Origin of the sequence: Romboutsia sp. (assembly GCF_051659545.1) — a bacterium.
Classification (GTDB): domain Bacteria; phylum Bacillota; class Clostridia; order Peptostreptococcales; family Peptostreptococcaceae; genus JBOFOR01.
Genome location: NZ_JBOFOR010000031.1, coordinates 1 through 20,147 on the forward strand (window position 1 = coordinate 1; position 20,147 = coordinate 20,147).

At 27.9% G+C, this 20,147-nt stretch carries 21 protein-coding genes and 1 riboswitch; of the genes, 5 read left to right on the top strand and 16 right to left on the bottom strand.

What is annotated here, in order from left to right:
- The coding region (locus ACRC03_RS01735; RefSeq protein ID WP_438650849.1) for a transposase at positions 1 to 131 on the top strand (131 nt) is incomplete at its 5' end.
- A gap of 108 nt (positions 132 to 239) precedes the next feature.
- Here the strand turns inward: ACRC03_RS01735 and ACRC03_RS01740 are convergent.
- From ACRC03_RS01740 to ACRC03_RS01760, 5 genes are all read right to left on the bottom strand, one after another.
- Positions 240 to 596: a hypothetical protein gene (locus ACRC03_RS01740; protein ID WP_438650829.1), complete on the bottom strand. Its 357-nt coding sequence runs from the start codon at positions 594 to 596 to the stop codon at positions 240 to 242.
- Between the two features lie 244 nt (positions 597 to 840).
- Positions 841 to 1,491, bottom strand: a complete 651-nt coding sequence (fsa, locus tag ACRC03_RS01745; RefSeq protein WP_438650830.1) for a fructose-6-phosphate aldolase — start codon at positions 1,489 to 1,491, stop codon at positions 841 to 843.
- Between the two features lie 138 nt (positions 1,492 to 1,629).
- Positions 1,630 to 2,208, bottom strand: a complete 579-nt coding sequence (locus ACRC03_RS01750; RefSeq protein WP_438650831.1) for a xanthine phosphoribosyltransferase — start codon at positions 2,206 to 2,208, stop codon at positions 1,630 to 1,632.
- Between the two features lie 93 nt (positions 2,209 to 2,301).
- A riboswitch (purine riboswitch) is annotated at positions 2,302 to 2,403 on the bottom strand.
- A gap of 46 nt (positions 2,404 to 2,449) precedes the next feature.
- Positions 2,450 to 3,511 (bottom strand): CHASE3 domain-containing protein, encoded by a 1,062-nt coding sequence (locus ACRC03_RS01755; protein ID WP_438650832.1) that lies wholly within the window; start codon positions 3,509 to 3,511, stop codon positions 2,450 to 2,452.
- A gap of 145 nt (positions 3,512 to 3,656) precedes the next feature.
- On the bottom strand, positions 3,657 to 5,345 hold the full coding sequence (locus ACRC03_RS01760) for a M3 family oligoendopeptidase (protein ID WP_438650833.1): 1,689 nt from the start codon (positions 5,343 to 5,345) through the stop codon (positions 3,657 to 3,659).
- Between the two features lie 164 nt (positions 5,346 to 5,509).
- Between ACRC03_RS01760 and yidA the strand changes: the two genes are divergently transcribed.
- On the top strand, positions 5,510 to 6,328 hold the full coding sequence (gene yidA / locus ACRC03_RS01765) for a sugar-phosphatase (protein WP_438650834.1): 819 nt from the start codon (positions 5,510 to 5,512) through the stop codon (positions 6,326 to 6,328).
- Between the two features lie 287 nt (positions 6,329 to 6,615).
- On the opposite strand, the gene ACRC03_RS01770 is transcribed toward yidA, so the two are convergent.
- Positions 6,616 to 7,722, bottom strand: coding sequence for an ion channel (locus tag ACRC03_RS01770; protein ID WP_438650835.1), 1,107 nt, complete (start codon positions 7,720 to 7,722; stop codon positions 6,616 to 6,618).
- A gap of 238 nt (positions 7,723 to 7,960) precedes the next feature.
- Between ACRC03_RS01770 and ACRC03_RS01775 the strand changes: the two genes are divergently transcribed.
- Positions 7,961 to 8,392, top strand: coding sequence for a hypothetical protein (locus ACRC03_RS01775; RefSeq protein WP_438650836.1), 432 nt, complete (start codon positions 7,961 to 7,963; stop codon positions 8,390 to 8,392).
- A 71-nt stretch (positions 8,393 to 8,463) separates the two neighbouring features.
- Entirely contained in the window at positions 8,464 to 8,772 is a 309-nt protein-coding gene (locus ACRC03_RS01780) for a DUF1540 domain-containing protein (RefSeq protein WP_438650837.1), read from the top strand.
- 49 nt (positions 8,773 to 8,821) lie between these two features.
- Here the strand turns inward: ACRC03_RS01780 and buk are convergent, their stop codons facing one another.
- From buk to ACRC03_RS01815, 7 genes are all read right to left on the bottom strand, one after another.
- Complete coding sequence (gene buk / locus ACRC03_RS01785; RefSeq protein WP_438650838.1) at positions 8,822 to 9,907, bottom strand: butyrate kinase; 1,086 nt, start codon at positions 9,905 to 9,907, stop codon at positions 8,822 to 8,824.
- 23 nt (positions 9,908 to 9,930) lie between these two features.
- Positions 9,931 to 10,524 carry an indolepyruvate oxidoreductase subunit beta gene (locus ACRC03_RS01790; RefSeq protein ID WP_438650839.1) on the bottom strand — a complete coding sequence of 198 codons (594 nt, stop codon included), beginning with the start codon at positions 10,522 to 10,524 and terminating at the stop codon, positions 9,931 to 9,933.
- Position 10,525: 1 nt separating this feature from the next.
- On the bottom strand, positions 10,526 to 12,325 hold the full coding sequence (gene iorA, locus ACRC03_RS01795; RefSeq protein WP_438650840.1) for an indolepyruvate ferredoxin oxidoreductase subunit alpha: 1,800 nt from the start codon (positions 12,323 to 12,325) through the stop codon (positions 10,526 to 10,528).
- A 68-nt stretch (positions 12,326 to 12,393) separates the two neighbouring features.
- Positions 12,394 to 13,656, bottom strand: a complete 1,263-nt coding sequence (locus tag ACRC03_RS01800) for a pyridoxal phosphate-dependent aminotransferase (protein WP_438650841.1) — start codon at positions 13,654 to 13,656, stop codon at positions 12,394 to 12,396.
- Between the two features lie 218 nt (positions 13,657 to 13,874).
- The gene (locus ACRC03_RS01805; RefSeq protein WP_438650842.1) at positions 13,875 to 15,839 is read right to left on the bottom strand and encodes a sigma 54-interacting transcriptional regulator; all 1,965 of its coding nucleotides are present in this window, start codon (positions 15,837 to 15,839) and stop codon (positions 13,875 to 13,877) included.
- 188 nt (positions 15,840 to 16,027) lie between these two features.
- Positions 16,028 to 16,447, bottom strand: a complete 420-nt coding sequence (locus tag ACRC03_RS01810) for a DUF3785 family protein (protein WP_438650843.1) — start codon at positions 16,445 to 16,447, stop codon at positions 16,028 to 16,030.
- A 14-nt stretch (positions 16,448 to 16,461) separates the two neighbouring features.
- On the bottom strand, positions 16,462 to 17,412 hold the full coding sequence (locus ACRC03_RS01815) for a transglycosylase domain-containing protein (protein ID WP_438650844.1): 951 nt from the start codon (positions 17,410 to 17,412) through the stop codon (positions 16,462 to 16,464).
- 242 nt (positions 17,413 to 17,654) lie between these two features.
- Between ACRC03_RS01815 and ACRC03_RS01820 the strand changes: the two genes are divergently transcribed.
- Positions 17,655 to 17,825 carry a 4Fe-4S binding protein gene (locus ACRC03_RS01820; protein WP_438650845.1) on the top strand — a complete coding sequence of 57 codons (171 nt, stop codon included), beginning with the start codon at positions 17,655 to 17,657 and terminating at the stop codon, positions 17,823 to 17,825.
- A gap of 46 nt (positions 17,826 to 17,871) precedes the next feature.
- On the opposite strand, the gene ACRC03_RS01825 is transcribed toward ACRC03_RS01820, so the two are convergent.
- From ACRC03_RS01825 to ACRC03_RS01835, 3 genes are all read right to left on the bottom strand, one after another.
- Entirely contained in the window at positions 17,872 to 18,354 is a 483-nt protein-coding gene (locus ACRC03_RS01825; RefSeq protein ID WP_438650846.1) for a hypothetical protein, read from the bottom strand.
- A 274-nt stretch (positions 18,355 to 18,628) separates the two neighbouring features.
- Positions 18,629 to 19,645: a serine/threonine-protein kinase gene (locus ACRC03_RS01830; protein WP_438650847.1), complete on the bottom strand. Its 1,017-nt coding sequence runs from the start codon at positions 19,643 to 19,645 to the stop codon at positions 18,629 to 18,631.
- Positions 19,636 to 19,935, bottom strand: coding sequence for a hypothetical protein (locus ACRC03_RS01835; RefSeq protein ID WP_438650848.1), 300 nt, complete (start codon positions 19,933 to 19,935; stop codon positions 19,636 to 19,638). The genes ACRC03_RS01830 and ACRC03_RS01835 overlap by 10 nt, the downstream gene beginning before the upstream one ends.
- Between the last annotated feature and the right edge of the window lie 212 nt (positions 19,936 to 20,147).

The window sequence follows — 20,147 nt, forward strand, 5'->3', positions numbered from 1 at the left end:
TACCACCATATTCTCCAGAGTTAAATCCTATAGAAAAGTACTGGGCAAAATTAAAAAAGAATTTGAAAAAAATACATAAAAATAATAAGACTCTAGAAGAGTCTATTTACCAACTTTTTAAAGTTATATGACTATAAAATTTAGCATATTTTTATTCTTTTAGAAATGACAAAAAGGACTGTAGATAGATTTGAATTTACACAAATCTATCTACAGTCCCCATTTTAATTTGCCTTTATTTAGAAAGCTAACTCAAGGTATCCACTTGGATGGAAATAATATACGCTTGAAGTATTTTTATCTACGAAGAATCCTAAATCAGTTTCAACATCTGGTAAAAATACATATCCGTTTAATCCTTTTTGTTTTAAAGCTTCAAAGTTTCCTTCATCACCTTGATATATGTAGTTTATATCAGAATTATGATTTACTAATATTTCTTTAGCTTGCTCTTTATTTAATTGATTAACTACTTCAACTTTTACATTATTGTTTAAATTTTGATTTGTTCCCTGTGCAAATATTGTATTATATGAAGGTGTCGTTAATAATAATCCTCCACATAGAATAGATAATGTTATAATTGCTTTTTTCATATGTACCACTTCCCTCTTTTAAGTATATATATTATAAATTTATTTATTTCCTTTTCTATAAATCAATAATACCATATTTTTTTTTACAAAACAGTTACACCCTTGTTACCTTAGATTACAAATTCGTAACAATTAATCTATAAAAGTTAAATCTACAAACTATAAAGGATATGAATATTTAATTTATAAAAATTTAATACTCATATCCTTTTATAATATTGTTCATATCTATTGTTCTAAGAACTTATAATTTTAATGAAGAACCTTCCCAGTCTTTTAGAAAGTTTTCAATTCCTTTATCTGTTAATGGGTGTTTTATCATTTGTTCAATTACCTTATATGGAACTGTAGCTATGTGTGCACCCATTCTTGCAGCTTGTGAAACGTGTATTGGATTTCTAACACTCGCTACTATAACTTGAGTTTCTATATTATTTATCATAAATATTTCAACTATTTCTTCTATTAAATCTAAACCATTTTGACCTATATCATCTAGTCTTCCTACAAATGGACTTACATAAGTTGCTCCTGCTCTTGATGCTAAAAGTGCCTGCTGTGAGGAAAATATTAAAGTTACATTAGTTTTTATACCTTTTTGAGATAATACTTTTGTTGCTTTTAAGCCTTCTGCTGTCATTGGTAGTTTTATAACTATATTTTTATGTATTTTTGATAATTTTTCAGCTTCTTTTATCATACCTTCATGCTCTAAGCTTATTACTTCTGCACTTATTGGACCATGTACTATTTCACTAATTTCTTTTACTACTTGAATAAAATCTCTACCTTCTTTAGCTATTAAAGATGGATTTGTAGTTACTCCGCATATAACACCTAAATCGTTAGCTTCTTTTATTTCTGATATGTTTGCTGTATCTATAAAAAATTTCATATATTCCTCCTGAGTTTATAGTTTTGACTATATTTAATCCCCATTATTATTTACATATATGTGATTATATAAACATATTCGTTAGACCTCACCATATACCTTTGATTTTTGCAGTAAAAAAACACCTTTACAGGTGTTTTACAATTGTCTAAAATTAATTTTTCCATTTTCTATTGAATCTAATATTGCTAAAGATTCTAATCTTACTCCACGAGTTTCTAAAAGTTCTCTACCTTCTTGGAACCCTTTTTCTATAACTATACCAATTCCAACTAAATTCGCTTCTGATTGATCTACTAAATCCTTAAGTCCTATTGCAGCTCTTCCATTTGCTAAAAAATCATCTATTACTAATATATTTTCATCCTTATTTAAATATTTTTTAGAAACCTTTACGCTATACTCTTTTCCTTTTGTAAAGGAATACACTTTAGTTTCATATACATCTTTATCTAGATTTTTAGATTCTACCTTCTTAGCAAAAACTACAGGTACACTTCCAAAATGTTGTGATGCTATTGAAGCTATAGCTATTCCTGATGCTTCTATTGTAAGTATTTTATCTATCTTTTTATCTTTAAATCTTTCTTTAAATTCTTTTCCTATTTCATTTAAAAAAGCTATGTCTAATTGATGATTTAAAAAATTGTCTACTTTCAATATATCATTGCCTGAAACTCTTCCATCTTTTAATATTTTTTCTTCTAATGCCCTCATTTTTCGCTCCTCCAAAAAGTAGTTGTATAATCTAAAAAACTCCTGCCTAAATTAGACAGGAGTTAAAATTCAAACTAGTAGTATAATAATTATTATACTTTTTTAATCTCCTGTAGTCCGGCAATTTACGGTAGCCTGGTAGAAACAATTGAACCATATTATCAAATATATACAGGTAACTATTAAATTATTTCTTTTCATTATATATTATAATGACCATTTGTTCAATAATTTTATTTAACTATAAATTTTCTACATTGTTATTATTTTTTATATTTGTTGAAATATCTAAGATAATATTGCTATAGATAGGAAGTGTTTCAAACAATATTCTTAACTCTATCATTTCGTATTCTATATTTCTTATTTTTTCACCTTGTATTTGTGAAGAACATTCTTTTATTTCTTCTATGTCTATTATTAGTTTTTTTATTTGAAAATCTATTTTAGTTATTATTTCATCTGCTTCTTTCAACTTTTCTCTTATATTATTAGCTTCCATATTTATCAATTTAATTCCCTCTAGATTTTTTTCGTGATTTAAGAGGTCTTTCATACATTTTTTTGACTCATTGTTACCTTTTTCTATTTTTATAATTTCTTTTTCTATATCTTTAATTTCTTTTTCTATTTTTTTGTCAGGCTCTATTGTATTACTTATACAATAAATTATTTTTCCAATCTTGCCACCAAATTTTGTTGGATTTTTTTTTGCATAATATAGAAATGTAGAACTCATAACAGTAAAAAAAGTACTTATTATTTGAATTCCATTTTTTTGTAAATTAGTTTGAGAAACCATTGTTTCATTTTGTTGAATTGCATTGTCCTTAGTTTTTTCTACTGAATTATCTAATTGTCTGAGTATGTTTAACTGAGCTTGATTAGATTGAACTATTGCTTTTTCTAAATCAGCACCTATAATTTGTTTATTTATCAAGTTCATCATGTCTTTTTCCATATTAGAATATTCTTCTACTACCATTATTAATTCTTGTTTTTCAGCACCAGTTAAACTACCTGATGATTCTAATTCATTTATAGTTGAATATATTTTTTGTAAGTTTTGCTCATAATTATTTCTATATTCTTCTTTTGCTGTTACTAAATACAGTTTTTGTGCTTGGGCCATTCTATTTATATTTGTCCTAAATTTATCTATTAATACAATACTTTCTGTATTTAAGTTACTTTCGTATGCGTATTGTGATATTTTATAGCTTTTTAAATACATATAAATATTTAAACCTAACAATATACTGATAATAATTACACTAATTGTAACAATAGATTTTTTTTTCATAATTATCACCTAATAGTAAGTCTTACTTTTATATATGTACAATACCTAATAATCTTGCTTATTTTCGACAAATTAAAAAGCTTAAAATTTAATTTTAAGCTTTTTAAATATTTATAAGCATCATAAAGAATAACAAGTAACTTAATTACTTAACTTCACCTTTATCTAACCAGTTTTCTATAGTTTTTATTACACTTTCAACACATCCATCTTCAAATGGTGATTTAAGGTTACCTATATTAACTATTTCTAAAAATGATTTAGTCCCTCCTACTTTGCATATGTTTAAATAGTCAGTCCAACCTTCTTCTTTATTTTCCCTTATTTTTTTCCAGAATTGAAGAGCACATATTTGAGCTAAAGTATAATCTATGTAGTAAAATGGATTCTTAAATATATGACCTTGTTTAAACCACCATCCACCTTTTTCTAAAAACTCGCATCCTTCATAGTTTTTATGTGGTAAATATTTTTTCTCTAATTCTCTCCAGGCATTTTTTCTTTCTTCTTTTGTCATATTAGGCTTTTCATATACCTCATGTTGGAATTCATCTACAACTATTCCATATGGTATGAATTTTATAGCAGAAGATAAGTGTGTAAACTTATATTTTTCAGTATCTTCTTTAAAGAACAACTCCATCCATGGCCATGTTATAAATTCCATACTCATTGAATGTATTTCACAACTTTCATACGTTGGGAAGTTTATTTCTGGCATTTCAATCCATCTAGACATATATAATTGAAAAGCATGTCCTGCTTCGTGAGTAAGTACATCTATATCGTCAGAAGTTTGGTTGAAATTAGAAAATATAAATGGAGATTTATAATTAGGTATATAAGTACAATATCCACCTGCTGCCTTTCCTTTTTTAGTGACTAAATCCATTAGCTCATTTTCTAACATAAAATTAAAGAATGATTCAGTTTCTTTAGATAACTCTTCGTACATTTTTTTACCGTTTTCAATTATATATTTTGAATCTCCTTTTGGAGTAGCATTACCGCTTAAAAACTCTAAATTTTCATCTACATAAGTAAGTTGGTCTAATCCTATTCGCCTACCTTGTCTTTCATATAACTTACTTGCTACTGGTACTATGTATTCTAATACTTGTTCTCTAAATTTTTTGACCATTTCAGAGTTGTAATCAGTTCTCTTCATTCTTATATAGCCTAATTCAACAAAGTTGTTGAAGCCTAGTTTTTTTGCAATTGTAACTCTCACTTTTACTAATTTATCAAATAAATCATCGAATTTTTCTTCATTCTGTTCAAAAAATCCGTAGTAAGCTTCACTTGCTTTTATTCTCATTTCTCTATTCGAGGATAACATAAAGGTTCCAAGTCCTGATAAATTCCTTACTTCTCCCTCAAAATTTATTTTTGCTGAGGCAAGTAGTTTAGTGTACTCTGAACACAACTTATTTTCTTCTTGTAAATCTTCTATTATATCTTTTGAGAAAGCTTTTAAAGAGTACTCCACTATACTTATAAATTGTTTTCCATAGTCATGTATTATATTTTCTTTAAACTTTGAGTTTATTATAACATTATAAAAAGCTGCATTTAACTCTTCATATAAAGGTGAGTACTCATCCCAATATTGTTTTTCCTTTTCGTAAAAACTATCTTCTGTATTTATGCTGTGTCTAATTGAGCATATTGTAGACATAGATTCTATATTATTTCTAAGTTTATTAAGTTTATCTATGTTTTCCTTTTGCTCACTATATGTACTTGATAGCTCTATTTTATTTACTAATTTTGATATTTCCTTTTTATCTTTATTATAATTTGGTCTAGTATATTCAAATTTTGAAAACTGCATTTTATCACTCCTTACTTTTATATTGTAACTCTAATATTATATTATATAATTTTTTCAAAATATAATAGGGAATTTATAAAATAATTAAAGATTTATTATCTTGTCAGATATTGTTATACTTATATAGTATTCTATAAATATTAAAAGGGAGAGGATTAAACAATATGTATAAATTAATAGCATTAGATATTGATGGGACTTTATTAAATAGCGAAAAAAAAATAACACCTCATGTTTTCAACTCTATACAAGAAGCAAAGCAACAAGGTGCTAAAGTAGTTTTATCTACAGGTAGACCCTTACCAGGTGTTACACCTTTATTAGAGGAATTAAACCTAACTGACGATGGTGACTATGTAATATGTTTTAATGGAGCTGTTGTTCAGGAAGTTAAAACCAACAAAGTTATATCTAACATAGAAATGTGTCATGATGATTTTAAAATAATAAATGAACTAACAAAAAAACTTAACACTCACGTTCATATAAATACGCCTGAAAATTTAATAATACCAGAGGCTACTCCTCACAAGTATACAATACACGAAGCAAAGCTTAATGGTATAGATATAGTTTCTATGGATGAAAATGAAATAAACGATGACGTTACATTCTGTAAAATAATGATAATAGACGAACCTGAAAAATTAGAAGAAGTAATAACAAACATTCCAAAAGAATTATATGAAAAATACACAATCGTCAGGTCTGCACCATTCTTCTTAGAATTTTTAAACAAATCGGCTAATAAAGGAAATGCACTTACTGCTTTATGTGAAACTATAGATATACCTATAGAAAAAACAATAGCAGTTGGAGACGAAGAAAATGACCAACACATGATAAAAATGGCTGGCCTAGGTGTAGCAATGGGAAATGCACGCCAAAGCATAAAAGACATAGCTGACTATATAACAGAAACAAACAACGACCACGGAGTTGCTCACGTAATCGATAAATTTATATTAAAGAAAATAGGTTAATATCAATATTGATATGGAGTATATGTACTTATTCAAACTACATATACTCCATATTATTGCTTTATTTTTTGTCTTTATTTTCTTCTCAAATAAGTAGTATAGTATTTTATTGACATCTAACCTTTATATAGCTTACTGAGCAGGGATGTCATTGTATAAGCTGCACCGCCCTTTAAGCGACCTGTCGGCGACATGAGCGAAGCGAATTTGCGGCTTGCCTGCCGGAAGGAAAGCTTATAAGAGCATGCCCTAGCGGGCTATATATCCTATATTCAATAAAAATTCATCTACCTTATTATCTTTCGCGCTAGGGTTGCAGTCCAAAGTCCCACCATAGTCACCCCAAGAAACATCTCTATTCCAGATAAAAAAATGCTTAAATTTATAGGAGTAATATCACCATACCCCACAGTAGTAAAAGTAGTTATACTAAAATACAATGAATTAGAAAAATCTCTACATAAATTAGGCATAAAGATGAATCCTTCAAAAATATATTCAGAATAATTAATCTCAACCCCATCTATATTTAAACCAGTAAACATATACAATATGGCAAACAATAAAACTATCTCTATAGATGTTATTAATGCATAAGTAGGCCTCTCTCCATATCCACAAAGCATCCAGAACATATATGACTTAATTTTATCTAAACCTCTTAAATTCCTTCTCTCTGCTTGCTTTGATAGATAATAATATTCCCCCGCATAGTCCAGTAAATTATTATTTTCAAACTTAGTAGATATAGTTCTGTAAGCTTTAGAGGCATTTTCATAAGACTTCATATATTTTTTATCAAATATAATTTTATCTATGAAAGTATACTCATCAAACTTGGTAATATATTCATCTTCAATTTCAAAAATATCAACATTAGAATCTATCATTTTGAAGCTTCTACAATCACAATCTGAAATTTGAATACTTCGAATTTGCGTATTTGAAAAAATAGAATCTTTCATATTACATTTTATAAATTTTATATTATCAAATATAGTTCTTTTAAATATGCTTTTACTTAAATTACACTTATTAAAACTAGTCTTTTTAAAAATACAATCCTGTTCAAAAATTACTGTACTATTTTCATAGAAAAAATTACAGTCTTCAAAAATAACATTTATAAAAGTACATTTATTAAAACCAGAACAAATAAATGTGCAATTTTTAAATATTAGATTTGTGAAATTACAGTTTGTAAATTCATTATACTCTATCTTACTATTAGATATAATTTTATACTCTTTTTTGTTGTATTCTTCATTTTTTATAGTTTTATTTTCTATTTTTGTGTACATTACAATACTGTTGTCTTTTCTATGCTCTTCAATTCTATTATTTAGTTCAATGTTAATTTTATTTTTAGTTTTTTTCAAATTGTATATGTGCATTTTACCACCCTATTTTTTAATCTTCTATTAAATATACTTTACTTATTATGTAAATCCTCTATTTGTAGAATACTTGGGTATTTTTTTAATATACATATATAAAAGCCCTATATTGTAGTTTTTAAATATAGTCTTTTGTGAAACTATTCAAAATTATTTATGCTTATTTTTAATTTTAAGATTAGTATAATTTGCTATTCGTTATAAAAAGATTTTTAATAGGTTTTGGGAGGTTATTATGAGAAGTAAAATGAATGAATTAGAAAATAAGTTACCTAAAGAATGTTGTTCTTTTTGTACTCATCTTTCTTTAGATGGACCTGACGAAAATTACAGATATGATATAAAATGTATAATTTTAAATTGTACTCCTAATGCTCAACAAAACTGTCTTTACTTTGAACCTGAATATACAGTTTTAAATAATCATGATTTAGATGATATGTATGTTGATTTTTTAGAGATATGTCTTCGAGTAAGTTATGAAGATTATCTAAAATCACTGCACTGGCAATTATTTAAAGAATTTGCTTTAAAAGAATATAAAAACAAGTGCTCTATTTGTGGTTCTAATGAGGATGTAGATGTATATCATCTTAACAGAAACTTAGGTAAGGAAACTATAGACGATGTTACTGTAGTTTGTAAAGAGTGCATTCGTAAGTATTAATTATTTATTGTTATAAAAAATCTAATATCTCCACATAATAAACTTGAAAATATATTTTTGGAGGTGTACATATGTCAAATAGTAATTTAAATTGTTCTGTATCTAACTGTGCTCATAATAATGGCGGTGCATGTTTTGCTGGTAGTATAAATGTAGCTGGTTCTAGTGCTACTACTACTTCTAGTACTTCTTGTTCTTCATATGAAGACAAATCTGCTTCTGGATTTACAAACTGTGCTGGTGGATGTAGCTGTACTAAAACTAGTAATATAAGTTGCCAAGCTGGTAACTGTAAACACAATAGCTTAGGTTCTTGTACTGCTAGTAATGTACAGATAAATGCTCAAAATGCTAGCTGTGAAACTTTTATTTCTGAATAGAAAAATTAAAAATGAGTATCTCTTTATTTTGAGATACTCATTTTTTTATTTATGCATTTGCTAAACTTTCTTCTTTATAAACTCTAGCTTCTTCTTCTCCATTTAATACTCTTAAAACTCCTAGAGATAAAGACTCTAATTCATTTTCTCCTGGTAAAACTGCTACTGGTGCAATAAACTCTACTTTTTTCTTAATAGCAGAAGTTATCATATTAGAATATGCTATTCCACCTGTTACTATTATAGCATCAACTTTTCCATCTACTACAGTTGATAGTTCTCCTATTCCCTTAGATATTTGATAAATCATAGCATCATGAACAAGTTTTGCTTTTTCGTTACCTTCACTTATCATTTTCTCTACTTCTCTAACATCTACAGTTCCTAGGTATGAAACTATTCCGCCTTTTCCTCTTATAACTTTTAACATTTCTCTATGAGTATAGTTTCCAGAGAAACATCTGTCTATTAAAGTTTTGCAAGGCACTCTTCCTGATCTTTCTGGTGAAAATGGACCTTCATCATCTGATACTATATCTACCATTTGACCTTTTTCATGTATGCTTATACTTATACCTCCACCTAAATGTGCTACTATTAAGTTTAGGTCACTGTATTTTTTGTCATTTTCTTTTGCATATTTTATTGCCATAGCTCTAGAGTTAAGTGCATGACTTAAGCTAGCTCTATCCATACCTTCAACTCCAGATAATCTAGCTATATCTGTTAATTCATCTACAGCTACAGAGTCATATATATATGCATTAACCCCTATTTCTTTTGCTATTTCATGAGATATAAGAGCTCCTAAATTTGATGCATGCTCTAAAACTGGTCTATTTACTAATCTATCTATCATTTCTTCAGTTACTAAGTATGCTCCTGATTTAACTGGAGGAAGTAATCCTCCTCTTCCTACTACTGCACTTAATGTCTTTATATCTATGTTATTTTCATTTAATACGTTTAGTACTTCTTCTTTTCTCATATTAAACTGGTCTTGTATTCTATCATATTTTGATATTTCTTCTGCTAGATGATCTATTCCCTTTACCAATACTTGTTGATCATTATCATATACTGATATTTTTGTTGAAGTAGATCCAGGATTTATAGCTAATATTCTATAGTTCATAGTGCTCCCCTTTTCAACTTAAATTAAGCTAAAGCTATTGCTTCTTCTGACATTAATTCTATACCTTCTTTGAAGGCCTTTAGATTTATGTCTACAAACTTTTCTTTAACATTATCTCTAATTATATTTTCCCAATTTATATCCTCTAGTTCCATAGACTTAACTAGAGCTCCTAGTAATATTATATTCATTACTTTAGCATTACCAAGCTCTACCGCTCTCTGTGCTGCCTCTAGCATTGTAGCATTTAATCTGTCTAATTCAGTGTCTATTTCTTTAGCTAAATACTCTGCTTTACCATTAAGCACTGGCATAGGGTCTATTCTGTAGTTATTTACAATTATTTTTCCTTGTGGTTTTAGATAGTTTAACCATCTTAAAGCTTCCATTTTTTCAAAAGAAACTAATATATCCGCTCCACCAACTTCAATAACTGGAGAGTATACTTTTTCTCCATATCTAACTTGAGATGATACTGATCCTCCCCTTTGACTCATTCCGTGTATTTCACTCATTTTTACATCATATCCAGCTTCCATAAGCCCTGTAGTAAGTAGTTTACTTGCAAGAATAGTTCCTTGTCCTCCTACTCCTACCAAAAGAATACTTTTAGTCATGTTAATTTACCCCCTTAGATAAAGATTTATTAGATATAGCCTGTTTTGGACAAACTTGTGCACATGTCATACATCCTACACATTGATTTTTATCTATACTTGATAACATAGTTTCTTTGTTGAAAGATATTGCCGGACAACCAACCTTCATACAAAGTTTACATCCTATACAACTTTCAGCTTCTACTTCACATTTTGTCTTAAATGGATTGTTAAATTCTTCTATGTCTTGCTTAGATAAAGATTTTAATACACATGGCCATCTTGTTATTATTACTGATGCTTCATCTAGCTCATAAGCCCAATTTAAAGTTTCTTTTACTTCTTTTAAATTGTTGGGATCTATTGTTCTTACATGTTTTACTCCACAAGCTTTAACTAAAGCTTCCATGTCTACTTCATTAGTAGGTTCTCCTTGTAAAGTATATCCTGAACCTGGATTTTCTTGATGTCCTGTCATTCCTGTTATTCTATTGTCTAATATTACTGATATTGAATTACCATTGTTATAAACTACATCTAGTAATGAATTTATTCCTGTGTGGAAGAATGTTGAGTCCCCTAAAACCCCAACTACTCTCATTTTGTTATCTTCTTTCATATTGAATACTTTTTGAGCACCGTGTCCTGAACTTAAACTTGCACCCATACATACAACTGTATCCATAGCGTTAAATGGAGCTGCAAATCCAAGAGTATAGCAACCTATATCTCCTGTTATCATTGTATTTTTTCTTTTTCCTAATTCATAGAAGAAACCTCTATGTGGACATCCAGCACATAGACCTGGAGGTCTAGGAACTACTAATTCTTCATTAAATTCTATTACATCATTTGTTTTTCCAAAGATAGATTCTCTTAATACGTCTGGAGTCATTTCTCCTGATGTTGGTAATACATCTTTTCCTATACAATCTATTCCATTAGCTTTAAGTTGCTCCTCTATAAAGGCATCGTTTTCCTCTATAACATAAATTTTATCTACTTTTGAAGCAAATTCTTTTATTTTCTCAATTGGTAATGGATTTGTAAAGCCTAGCTTCATATAAGAAGCTTCATCTCCAAATACTTCTTTTGCAAACACATGACACATTCCTGATGATACTACACCTACTTTAGTATCATTTATTTCATAATAATTTAAATCTGTATTATTTGAAAAAGTTTCTAACGCCTTCATTCTTTCTTCAACTGCAACTCTTCTTACTCTTGCATGTGCTGGAACTGTAAGGTTTTTTTGAGGATTTTTAATGTAATCTCTTATTCCAACTTCTTCTCTATCATTACATTCAACTATTCCTTTTGAATGGCATAATCTAGTTGTTACTCTGTATAAAACCGGAGTATCGTATTTTTCACTTACTTCAAATGCTACCTTTAACATGTCTTTAGCTTCTTGACTAGTAGATGGCTCCATTAAAGCTATTTTAGCAAATTTAGCGTAGTTTCTATTATCTTGTTCATTTTGAGATGAGTGCATTCCAGGTTCATCTGCAGTTATTAAAACCATTCCTCCATTTACTCCTGTGTATGCAAATGTAAATAACGGGTCTGCTGCTACGTTTACTCCAACATGTTTCATAGATGCTAACGTTCTAGCACCTGCCATAGATCCACCTATTACAGCTTCTAGAGCAACTTTTTCATTAGTTGCCCATTCTGCAACTATATCATCTTTATATAATGCTACATTTTCAAGTATTTCTGTACTTGGTGTTCCCGGATATGCAGATGCATATTTTACACCTGCTTCATATGCTCCACGAGCAATAGCTTCATTACCTGTCATTAATTTTTTCATTTTATTAAGACCCCCTATTATAACTTTTAATATAATCTCTATTCCCTATTTAAATATAGATTATAATTTTAAGCTTCTACTTTTTGACTTTTTATATATTCCATAGCATTTTTTATGATACTTGGCGCTGCGCTACATTTACTCTCTGATACTGCGCATACCGCAAATCTTAATCCTGCTTTTAATGGAACTGTATAAACATTGTCTTTTGTTAATTCTTCACTTAAAGCCTTTGGATCTTCACATGGTATACTTACAAAGAATCCATCTCTATATGGCAATATGTCTAATCCACATTTTTCTGATTCTTTAACAAAAGCTTCTGCTCTAACGCTTAGTAGATTTTTATATTTGTCTTTTTCTTCAGTGTATGCTTTAAATTTTTCTGGATCATTTACTATGTTAGATAATAATGTCATTGGTCCTCTGTTGCAGTTTGACCAGTTTGCTCTACATGAGTGAACACAAGAATAGAAGAATTGTTCTGCTACGTCTTCACTAGATGATATACCTATAGCTGCACCCATTCTCATTCCATAAGCTGTAAATCCTTTTGACATACTGAACCCAACTATGACAAATATATTTTCTGGTAAATTTGAAAACTTCTTAAAGAATCTTCTACTTCCTTCATCATCTTTAGCAAAATCTATGTAAGCAACGTCAACGAATAATATTACTTTCTTTTCTGGATTTACTGCTACTTCTTTTGATAGATTTATTATTTTATCCCAGTCGTCATCTCCTACGCTATACCCAGTCGGATTATGTGCAGGTGTGTTTAATATAGTAAATATTCTTTCTTGTTTGTTTGCTAAATATAAAAACTTCTCTTTAAATGATGTGAAGTTAAAATCATTATTTTCATCAAATAATTGGTAAGTAACTATATCTCTATTAGTTTCTTCAGCTATACTTACGTATGGGCTCCAGTACCAATCTGATGTTAATATTTCATCACCTTCATTAGTGTAATTGTATACCGCTAATTTTATACTCCCACTTCCTCCTGGTGATGCTACTGCTCTAATGTGAGCTTCTGGCATAAATTCCTTAAAGCAAGCTTTCTTTACTGCTTCTAAATATTCTGGCTGACCTGCTATTCCTGCATATGCTGCTATTTCAGCATTTGGTAATGACTTATATTCATTGAAAACCGTATCTAGTGTTATAAGGTTTCCATCATCATCCATCAAAGCACCTATTGTTGCATTTATTACATTCTCTTTACCTAGGCTTTTTGTAGCATTTTGAGCTCTTTCAGATATGTTGAATATCGGATCATTCACCCTTGGCCATATTGCATGTTTTGCTACCATCATTTCCCCCATAATTTCAACTCCCTTGTGTGTTTAATTTTATATAAAAGCAACTTTCATGCCAGTATATACTTTGTTTAATTTTTTTTGTTTTTTAAAGCTTAATATTGATTTTCATAAATAATCTATAGTTTTTGTAAGTATTTTTATTTTTTATATAATTAAATTATTTATTTTTTTCTTATTCAAAAATAAACAAATCATCTTTAGTTAACACGTGTTCATTTAAGTTAACACTTTTCTTTATTAAACTTTTTCCATAGTGCAGTTCTACTTATACCTAAAATTTGTGCTATTTGTGTTTTACTAAGTCCTTGTTGTAATAGTATCGCTATGATTTTCTCTTCTACATATTTATTAACTTCTTTAATATCAATTTTATAGTTTTCAATATTAATTTTATTATTTTGATTGTTTTCTTCAAAGTCACTATAATCTAACTTATCTAATTGCCTATCAGTTAGGTTTAATTGTTCTTCGTAGTCTATTTTAATCTTCTCAGTTATAACATATTTTTGAGCAACATTTTTTAGTTCCCTTATATTACCTGGCCAATTATAATTTTCTAATCTACGTATATCTTTATCTGACAATTTACTTTTTGAGTGTTTTTCTACTGATTCACTTTCTAGAACTTCACTTTCTAATATTTGATTTACAAAATTATTGAAAAGTAATATTATATCTTTTTTTCTATCTCTTAGTGGAGGTATATCTATTTCTAAACTACTTAATCTATAAAATAAATCATCTCTAAAGGTATTTTCACTTATTTTTTTCCTTAGGGATTCATTTGTTGCAGCTATAATTCTAATATTTAAAGGTATTATATGATTTGAACCTATTCTCATTATTTCTCTTTCTTCAATTACCCTTAAAAGTTTTATTTGGAAATTTATAGGAAGGCTATTTATTTCATCTAAAAATACTGTTCCCTCATGAGCCAATTCAAATAATCCTAGCTTCCCACCTTTTTTAGCCCCTGTAAATGCTCCTTCTTCATATCCAAAAAGTTCACTTTCAAGTAAATTTTCAGATATTGTTGCACAATTTATTGCAACAAAAGGTTTATCTTTTCTATTACTTATATTGTGCATACTTTGAGCTATCATTTCTTTTCCTGAACCACTTTCTCCATATAAAAGTGTTGTATAATCAGTTCTACCAATTTTTTTAGCTTCTTCAATTAATTCTTTTGTGCACTCATCTTTATATATAAAATCATTAAAAGTGTATCTAGCATAAAGTCCTTTTTTATTTAAATCTAGTCGTATTTGTCTTTCTAGTTTTTGTATTTTAGTTATATCTTGAATTATACCTACTACACCATAAGTCTCATCATCTATTTCAATTAATTTAGCTCTAGTATTTACTTCTAGGTTATTTAAATATCTTATTTTTCTTTTAATATTTTCATTTTTATGTAGACACTCCATAAGCCAATTCATATTTGGAAAAACATCTAGTATATGTTTATTAAGTACTTCACTCTCTTTCTTTTTGAGTATTTTTTCAATACTTTCATTGTATATTATTATTTTTCCTTTTCTATCTACAGCTATAACCCCATCTTTAATTCCATCTAATATGTTTCTTAGTACCTCATTGTTGAATTTTTCCTCATTTATTGTATTTATTAGTTTTTTTGCATAATCAATTGCTTCTTTTATAGATTCTCTACTTGCATTTATAAATACATGTTCAATTTTATATTGTCTAGCAAAAGAACAGGCTATTCCACTTCCTACAATAACTACATCCTCTTTTTCTTGAATATATTTAGTCACTTTATTTCTTATTTCAAATTTTGATTTAAACCATTCCTCTTTTATTTCTGTATTAATCAAGTCCTTGCACTTACTATAATCAAAGTAGACTTCATCATCTCCCAAAATTAATACAATTTTCTTTGAGTAAGACTCTGCTATTTTAATAGCTCTTAATAATTCTATCATTTTAATATTCAAAGGTATTATAGGAACATTTACCGTATCTAATATTAGTTTATATCCCCCACCTCTACCTATTATTACTTGAGCACCTTTTTCCGCTAATATTTGTCCTTGTTTTTCTAGCAATTCTACATCAATGATATCCATTATGATGTTTCCATTTTCAATATCGTCAGGATATAAGGCTTCAATTTTTTCTTTTAGTTCTATATCCGAGGCTATGATTCCAATTATTTTTTCCACAATTTTCTCTCCCCTTAATTCTATGAAATACCTTATTTTTCCTAATTATAACATACTTGTATTAATTTTAGAATTTAGGCTAAAGCTTAAAATATAAATATTTTTTAAGCTTTAACCTAATTTATTATATAAAAAAATAAGTAACCAATTTTTAAATTAAATTGATTACTTATTTCGAAATTAATATTTTAAACTACACAATTTTCTACTTGTACTATATAATCTTGACATTTTTCACAAACTATTATGCTAACTATATAACTATCGTCTACTTTATCCTTTTTTGATAACTTATTAAAAGATAAACCTTCATATTCTTTATTTATATCACTTATTACATACTCACCATTTTTAGTGAATATATAAAAATGGTATTCTAAGAATCCAAAGAACTTTTGCTTTTCTTTAACTCCAGCTAAGCATTCAGGACAAGCTTCTTGATAATACTCTATATCAAAATCTATACTATCTGCATTATTTAATATATCTATTATTTTTGATACATTAATTGCCTTTACTGGTTTTTCCTCATCATTTATTAAGTCACTGCAATTATCCTCAGTTAAAATATATTCTTTATCTTCATAGTTAAATTTATATACACTCATCTTACACCTCTTTATTATTTGTCAATTTCTGATTTGAATGGCACAGGCTCTCTTAGTGCTTTTGTATATTCTTCATCTGTAATATATCCAAGCTCATTCATTTTATAAAGTATTGTTTCCTGTCTCTTCTTAGCCTGGCTATGCTCTTTATACCTTGCAGGGTTATTTGTAATACCTGCAAGCATTGCACACTGTGCTAAACTTAAATCACTTACATCTTTTCCAAAATACTCAATAGCTCCTTTTTTAACTCCATAAGATGACTTTCCTAGGTATATATTGTTTAAGTATGTTACTAGTATTTCATCTTTGGTCATTGTCTTATTCATCTGGAAAGCATTGTACATATCTTTAATTTTTCTTTTATATGTTTTATCATAATTAGTTAAAAGATTTTTTGAAATTTGCATTTCTATTGTACTTCCACCTTGAGTAGTATCAGAGGTTAAGTTATGAATCAAAGATCTAACTAAAGATGTATAATCTACTCCTTTATGTTTATAAAAACGTTCATCCTCTATAGATACTACTGCATCCTTTAAATACTTTGGTATTTCATCACTAGTTGCAACTGAGCTACTTATGTAATTGGCTTCTAGTATAGCATTATTTATCTTTTGTGCATCTTTTACTGTTGCAAATACAAATACAGTTCCAACTGTAGATAAAACAATCAAACTCACTAAAAAAGTCACTAAAAGTATTTTTCCAACTTTTAATAAATTTTTTCTATTCTTTTTGACTTTTCTTTTATTTTTTCTACTATTAGGATTTCTATTACTACTTGTACTTCTATTACTACTTGTACTTCTATTATTTGTTGAACTATTACTTCTATTTATACTCTTAGATCTGCTTTGTTCTCTATAATTTAGATCTTCTCTTACAGGTCTCTTAGTGGAATCATTTGAACTAACTTTTCTTCGCCTTATTTTATTATTTTCATCGTCTTGGTAATAACTCATTGTCTCCTCCTTGGTTTATAAAATTATTATACCTTTTTCTCCTAAATAAATCAAAGAACAAAATTGTAAGACAATATTTCTAAATATTTTAATAAAAATTGTGTCACTTTAGTATTTTTCTATAGTTATGTTTTTCTATTCACAATAAAAATTTAATTTTTATTGTATTTTATGTTTTATTTTTCTGTTTTTAGGGTAATATATATTTTGTATCCAAAATATATAAATAGGAGGTAATACATATGGCTTATGTTATAGGTGATGCTTGTATTAGCTGTGGAGCTTGTGAACCTGAGTGCCCTGTTAATTGTATTTCTGCAGGAGATGATATATACGTTATAGATGAAACTAAATGTATAGAATGTGGAACATGCAACAGTGTGTGTCCGGTAGATGCTCCTCAACCAGAATAATTAAATATTCTACATAAAAAAAGAAAAGATTTTAATCTTTTCTTTTTTATTTTATGTTTATAGTTTTAGTTACTTTTTCATTGTTAACATCTTCTACATTTGTAAATACTAATTTTATAGGTTCTTTGGTATTGTATAATGTTACTCCCATTTTCACAGTCTTACGCTCATTATTTCGTAGACTACCTATAAAACCCTCTATATTATCTTTAGATGTACTTACAAAGTATTTTGTAGGTTTGTCTCCTTGGTATGGATACACATTTAAATTTGCCAATTCTATATTATCTTGTCCATAATTTTTTACATCCATAGTTATTATGGCATAAGCACCATATACTTCTCCTACATCAATTTTTTCCTCTGATACTTTTATTTTTGTGATTTTTATTTTTACATCTTTGTTGCTTAAGTTGTTTATCCATATATCATTTTTATATGTTTTAGGATTATTTATACAATTTGATGTTATTCCACTACTAAGCACTATAAACATAGTTAATATACCTAATATAATTTTTTTATACATATTAACCTCCTACACTTACTTTTATTTTGTGCATAGGAAAATTTTTCATGCATATTTTCAATTTATTTATTAATTTTTATTATAACTAAATTTTTTTTAACTTTTTTCATTTTTTTGTTGATTTTTTTGTCGAAATTTGTTATTATTAATTTAAGGTTATTCCCCTAATAACCGATTATTTTACTCCCCAAATAAAATATATTCCCTAATAAACCCCTTTTTATAATATATTTTACCCCTTTTTATAGCCTTACTTGATCGGATTAAAGTAAGGCTATTTTTTTTCATATTTTTTTATTATTTCTCTTACACTTCTATATCCCTTTGCTTTACTTTCTAAAAATGAAACCCTTTTACCATCATCCAAAATGTTCCATACGTTATTATCTTTATACAATATAATTTGAACATTTTTATTATATGTTTTTTTAGACCATGTAAAAGTCTCTAAGTCTTCACTTTCATAAATCCAGTCTAAATTTTCATTTATCATAGATATATCATTCATTATATCTAGTACATCATTATATCTGTCTTGAGGATTCATACTTATACACTTTTCAATTACACTAATCAAAGATTTCGGTATATGTGGTAAATATTTTTTTCTAACAGGAAACTTGCCTTTTGCACAAGCGGCTTTTAAACTATTTAAATCCTTGTATTTTTTTGCTTGTTTATTATATTCCTCATTGCCATTACACATCCTATATAAAGTTGTGCCTATTTGATAAACATCAACTTTTTTAGTTATTATAGAGTTTGTGCATTGTTCTGGAGCAATATGCTTATAGTAAACATTTTTTAATTTCGCATTACCTAAATGATTTAAATATAATGCCGATCCAAAATCAGTTAATATTGCATTATCTTCATTATCTATTAATATATTATTAGGTTTTATATCACAGTGTATTATGCCTTTACTGTGCATATATTGTAGTGCAGATAAAAAGTCTAATGAATACTTTATTATTTCTCTTATAGTTAAATTTCGTGTTTTTATCAGATGGTGTAGTGAGCCTTTTTTGAAATATGGCATAGTTAAATATATATATTCATCATCATAAGATGCTGTGTTTATAGTTATAATATTTGGGTGACTTAACTTATATATTTTTTTAGACTCTTCAAAGCATTTGTCAGTTTCTCTAAAATTTTTTTTGTCAATTTGTTTTAATATAAATCTAGATCCTAATTGTTTATCTTCAACAATATATAGTACTGAGTTCACACCTTCCGAATGTATCTTTTCTATTATTTCAAATTTAAAATTTGTACTTATCTCCATATATCCACCTCATAACTTGCTAACAGTTCTTCTATTACACCTTCGATCTTTACCATACCTATAACCCCTATTCCTGCGTCTTCTTCCATGTTTATAGAAGCTTTTTTCACCGAATATTGACTTATAGTTGTTGCAATGATTTTTCTTATGTATTTTAATTGTTCTCCCTTACTAAAAGAATTTGGAATTGCAATTTTTCCTTGGTTTATTTCTCTCTTATATCCATCACTATTTTTAAATATTGTAAATTCTATTTTATCTATACATATTTTTATATCTATAGAAACCATAGCATCAACTCCAGGTAAATATTTTCGTCTTTTATATACTATGAATAGATTTTTAATTTAAACACTAAATATAATCAAATCGAGTAGGAAAAACTCGGGGTAATTAATCCCGAGTTCAGACCTCTCACAGAACCGTACGTGCGGGCCTCGCATACGGCTCCTGATAAATTTTAGTTGCTACATCTGTAGCAATACAAAGTATTAACTTTTAC

Excerpts from the sequence above, each read along its gene's own strand:
- ACRC03_RS01740 (WP_438650829.1), bottom strand. The coding sequence starts at position 596 with ATGAAAAAAGCAATTATAACATTATCTATTCTATGTGGAGGATTATTA.
- fsa (WP_438650830.1), bottom strand. The coding sequence starts at position 1,491 with ATGAAATTTTTTATAGATACAGCAAACATATCAGAAATAAAAGAAGCT.
- ACRC03_RS01750 (WP_438650831.1), bottom strand. The coding sequence starts at position 2,208 with ATGAGGGCATTAGAAGAAAAAATATTAAAAGATGGAAGAGTTTCAGGC.
- ACRC03_RS01755 (WP_438650832.1), bottom strand. The coding sequence starts at position 3,511 with ATGAAAAAAAAATCTATTGTTACAATTAGTGTAATTATTATCAGTATA.
- ACRC03_RS01760 (WP_438650833.1), bottom strand. The coding sequence starts at position 5,345 with ATGCAGTTTTCAAAATTTGAATATACTAGACCAAATTATAATAAAGAT.
- yidA (WP_438650834.1), top strand. The coding sequence starts at position 5,510 with ATGTATAAATTAATAGCATTAGATATTGATGGGACTTTATTAAATAGC.
- ACRC03_RS01770 (WP_438650835.1), bottom strand. The coding sequence starts at position 7,722 with ATGCACATATACAATTTGAAAAAAACTAAAAATAAAATTAACATTGAA.
- ACRC03_RS01775 (WP_438650836.1), top strand. The coding sequence starts at position 7,961 with ATGAGAAGTAAAATGAATGAATTAGAAAATAAGTTACCTAAAGAATGT.
- ACRC03_RS01780 (WP_438650837.1), top strand. The coding sequence starts at position 8,464 with ATGTCAAATAGTAATTTAAATTGTTCTGTATCTAACTGTGCTCATAAT.
- buk (WP_438650838.1), bottom strand. The coding sequence starts at position 9,907 with ATGAACTATAGAATATTAGCTATAAATCCTGGATCTACTTCAACAAAA.
- ACRC03_RS01790 (WP_438650839.1), bottom strand. The coding sequence starts at position 10,524 with ATGACTAAAAGTATTCTTTTGGTAGGAGTAGGAGGACAAGGAACTATT.
- iorA (WP_438650840.1), bottom strand. The coding sequence starts at position 12,325 with ATGAAAAAATTAATGACAGGTAATGAAGCTATTGCTCGTGGAGCATAT.
- ACRC03_RS01800 (WP_438650841.1), bottom strand. The coding sequence starts at position 13,656 with ATGGGGGAAATGATGGTAGCAAAACATGCAATATGGCCAAGGGTGAAT.
- ACRC03_RS01810 (WP_438650843.1), bottom strand. The coding sequence starts at position 16,447 with ATGAGTGTATATAAATTTAACTATGAAGATAAAGAATATATTTTAACT.
- ACRC03_RS01815 (WP_438650844.1), bottom strand. The coding sequence starts at position 17,412 with ATGAGTTATTACCAAGACGATGAAAATAATAAAATAAGGCGAAGAAAA.
- ACRC03_RS01820 (WP_438650845.1), top strand. The coding sequence starts at position 17,655 with ATGGCTTATGTTATAGGTGATGCTTGTATTAGCTGTGGAGCTTGTGAA.
- ACRC03_RS01825 (WP_438650846.1), bottom strand. The coding sequence starts at position 18,354 with ATGTATAAAAAAATTATATTAGGTATATTAACTATGTTTATAGTGCTT.
- ACRC03_RS01830 (WP_438650847.1), bottom strand. The coding sequence starts at position 19,645 with ATGGAGATAAGTACAAATTTTAAATTTGAAATAATAGAAAAGATACAT.
- ACRC03_RS01835 (WP_438650848.1), bottom strand. The coding sequence starts at position 19,935 with ATGGTTTCTATAGATATAAAAATATGTATAGATAAAATAGAATTTACA.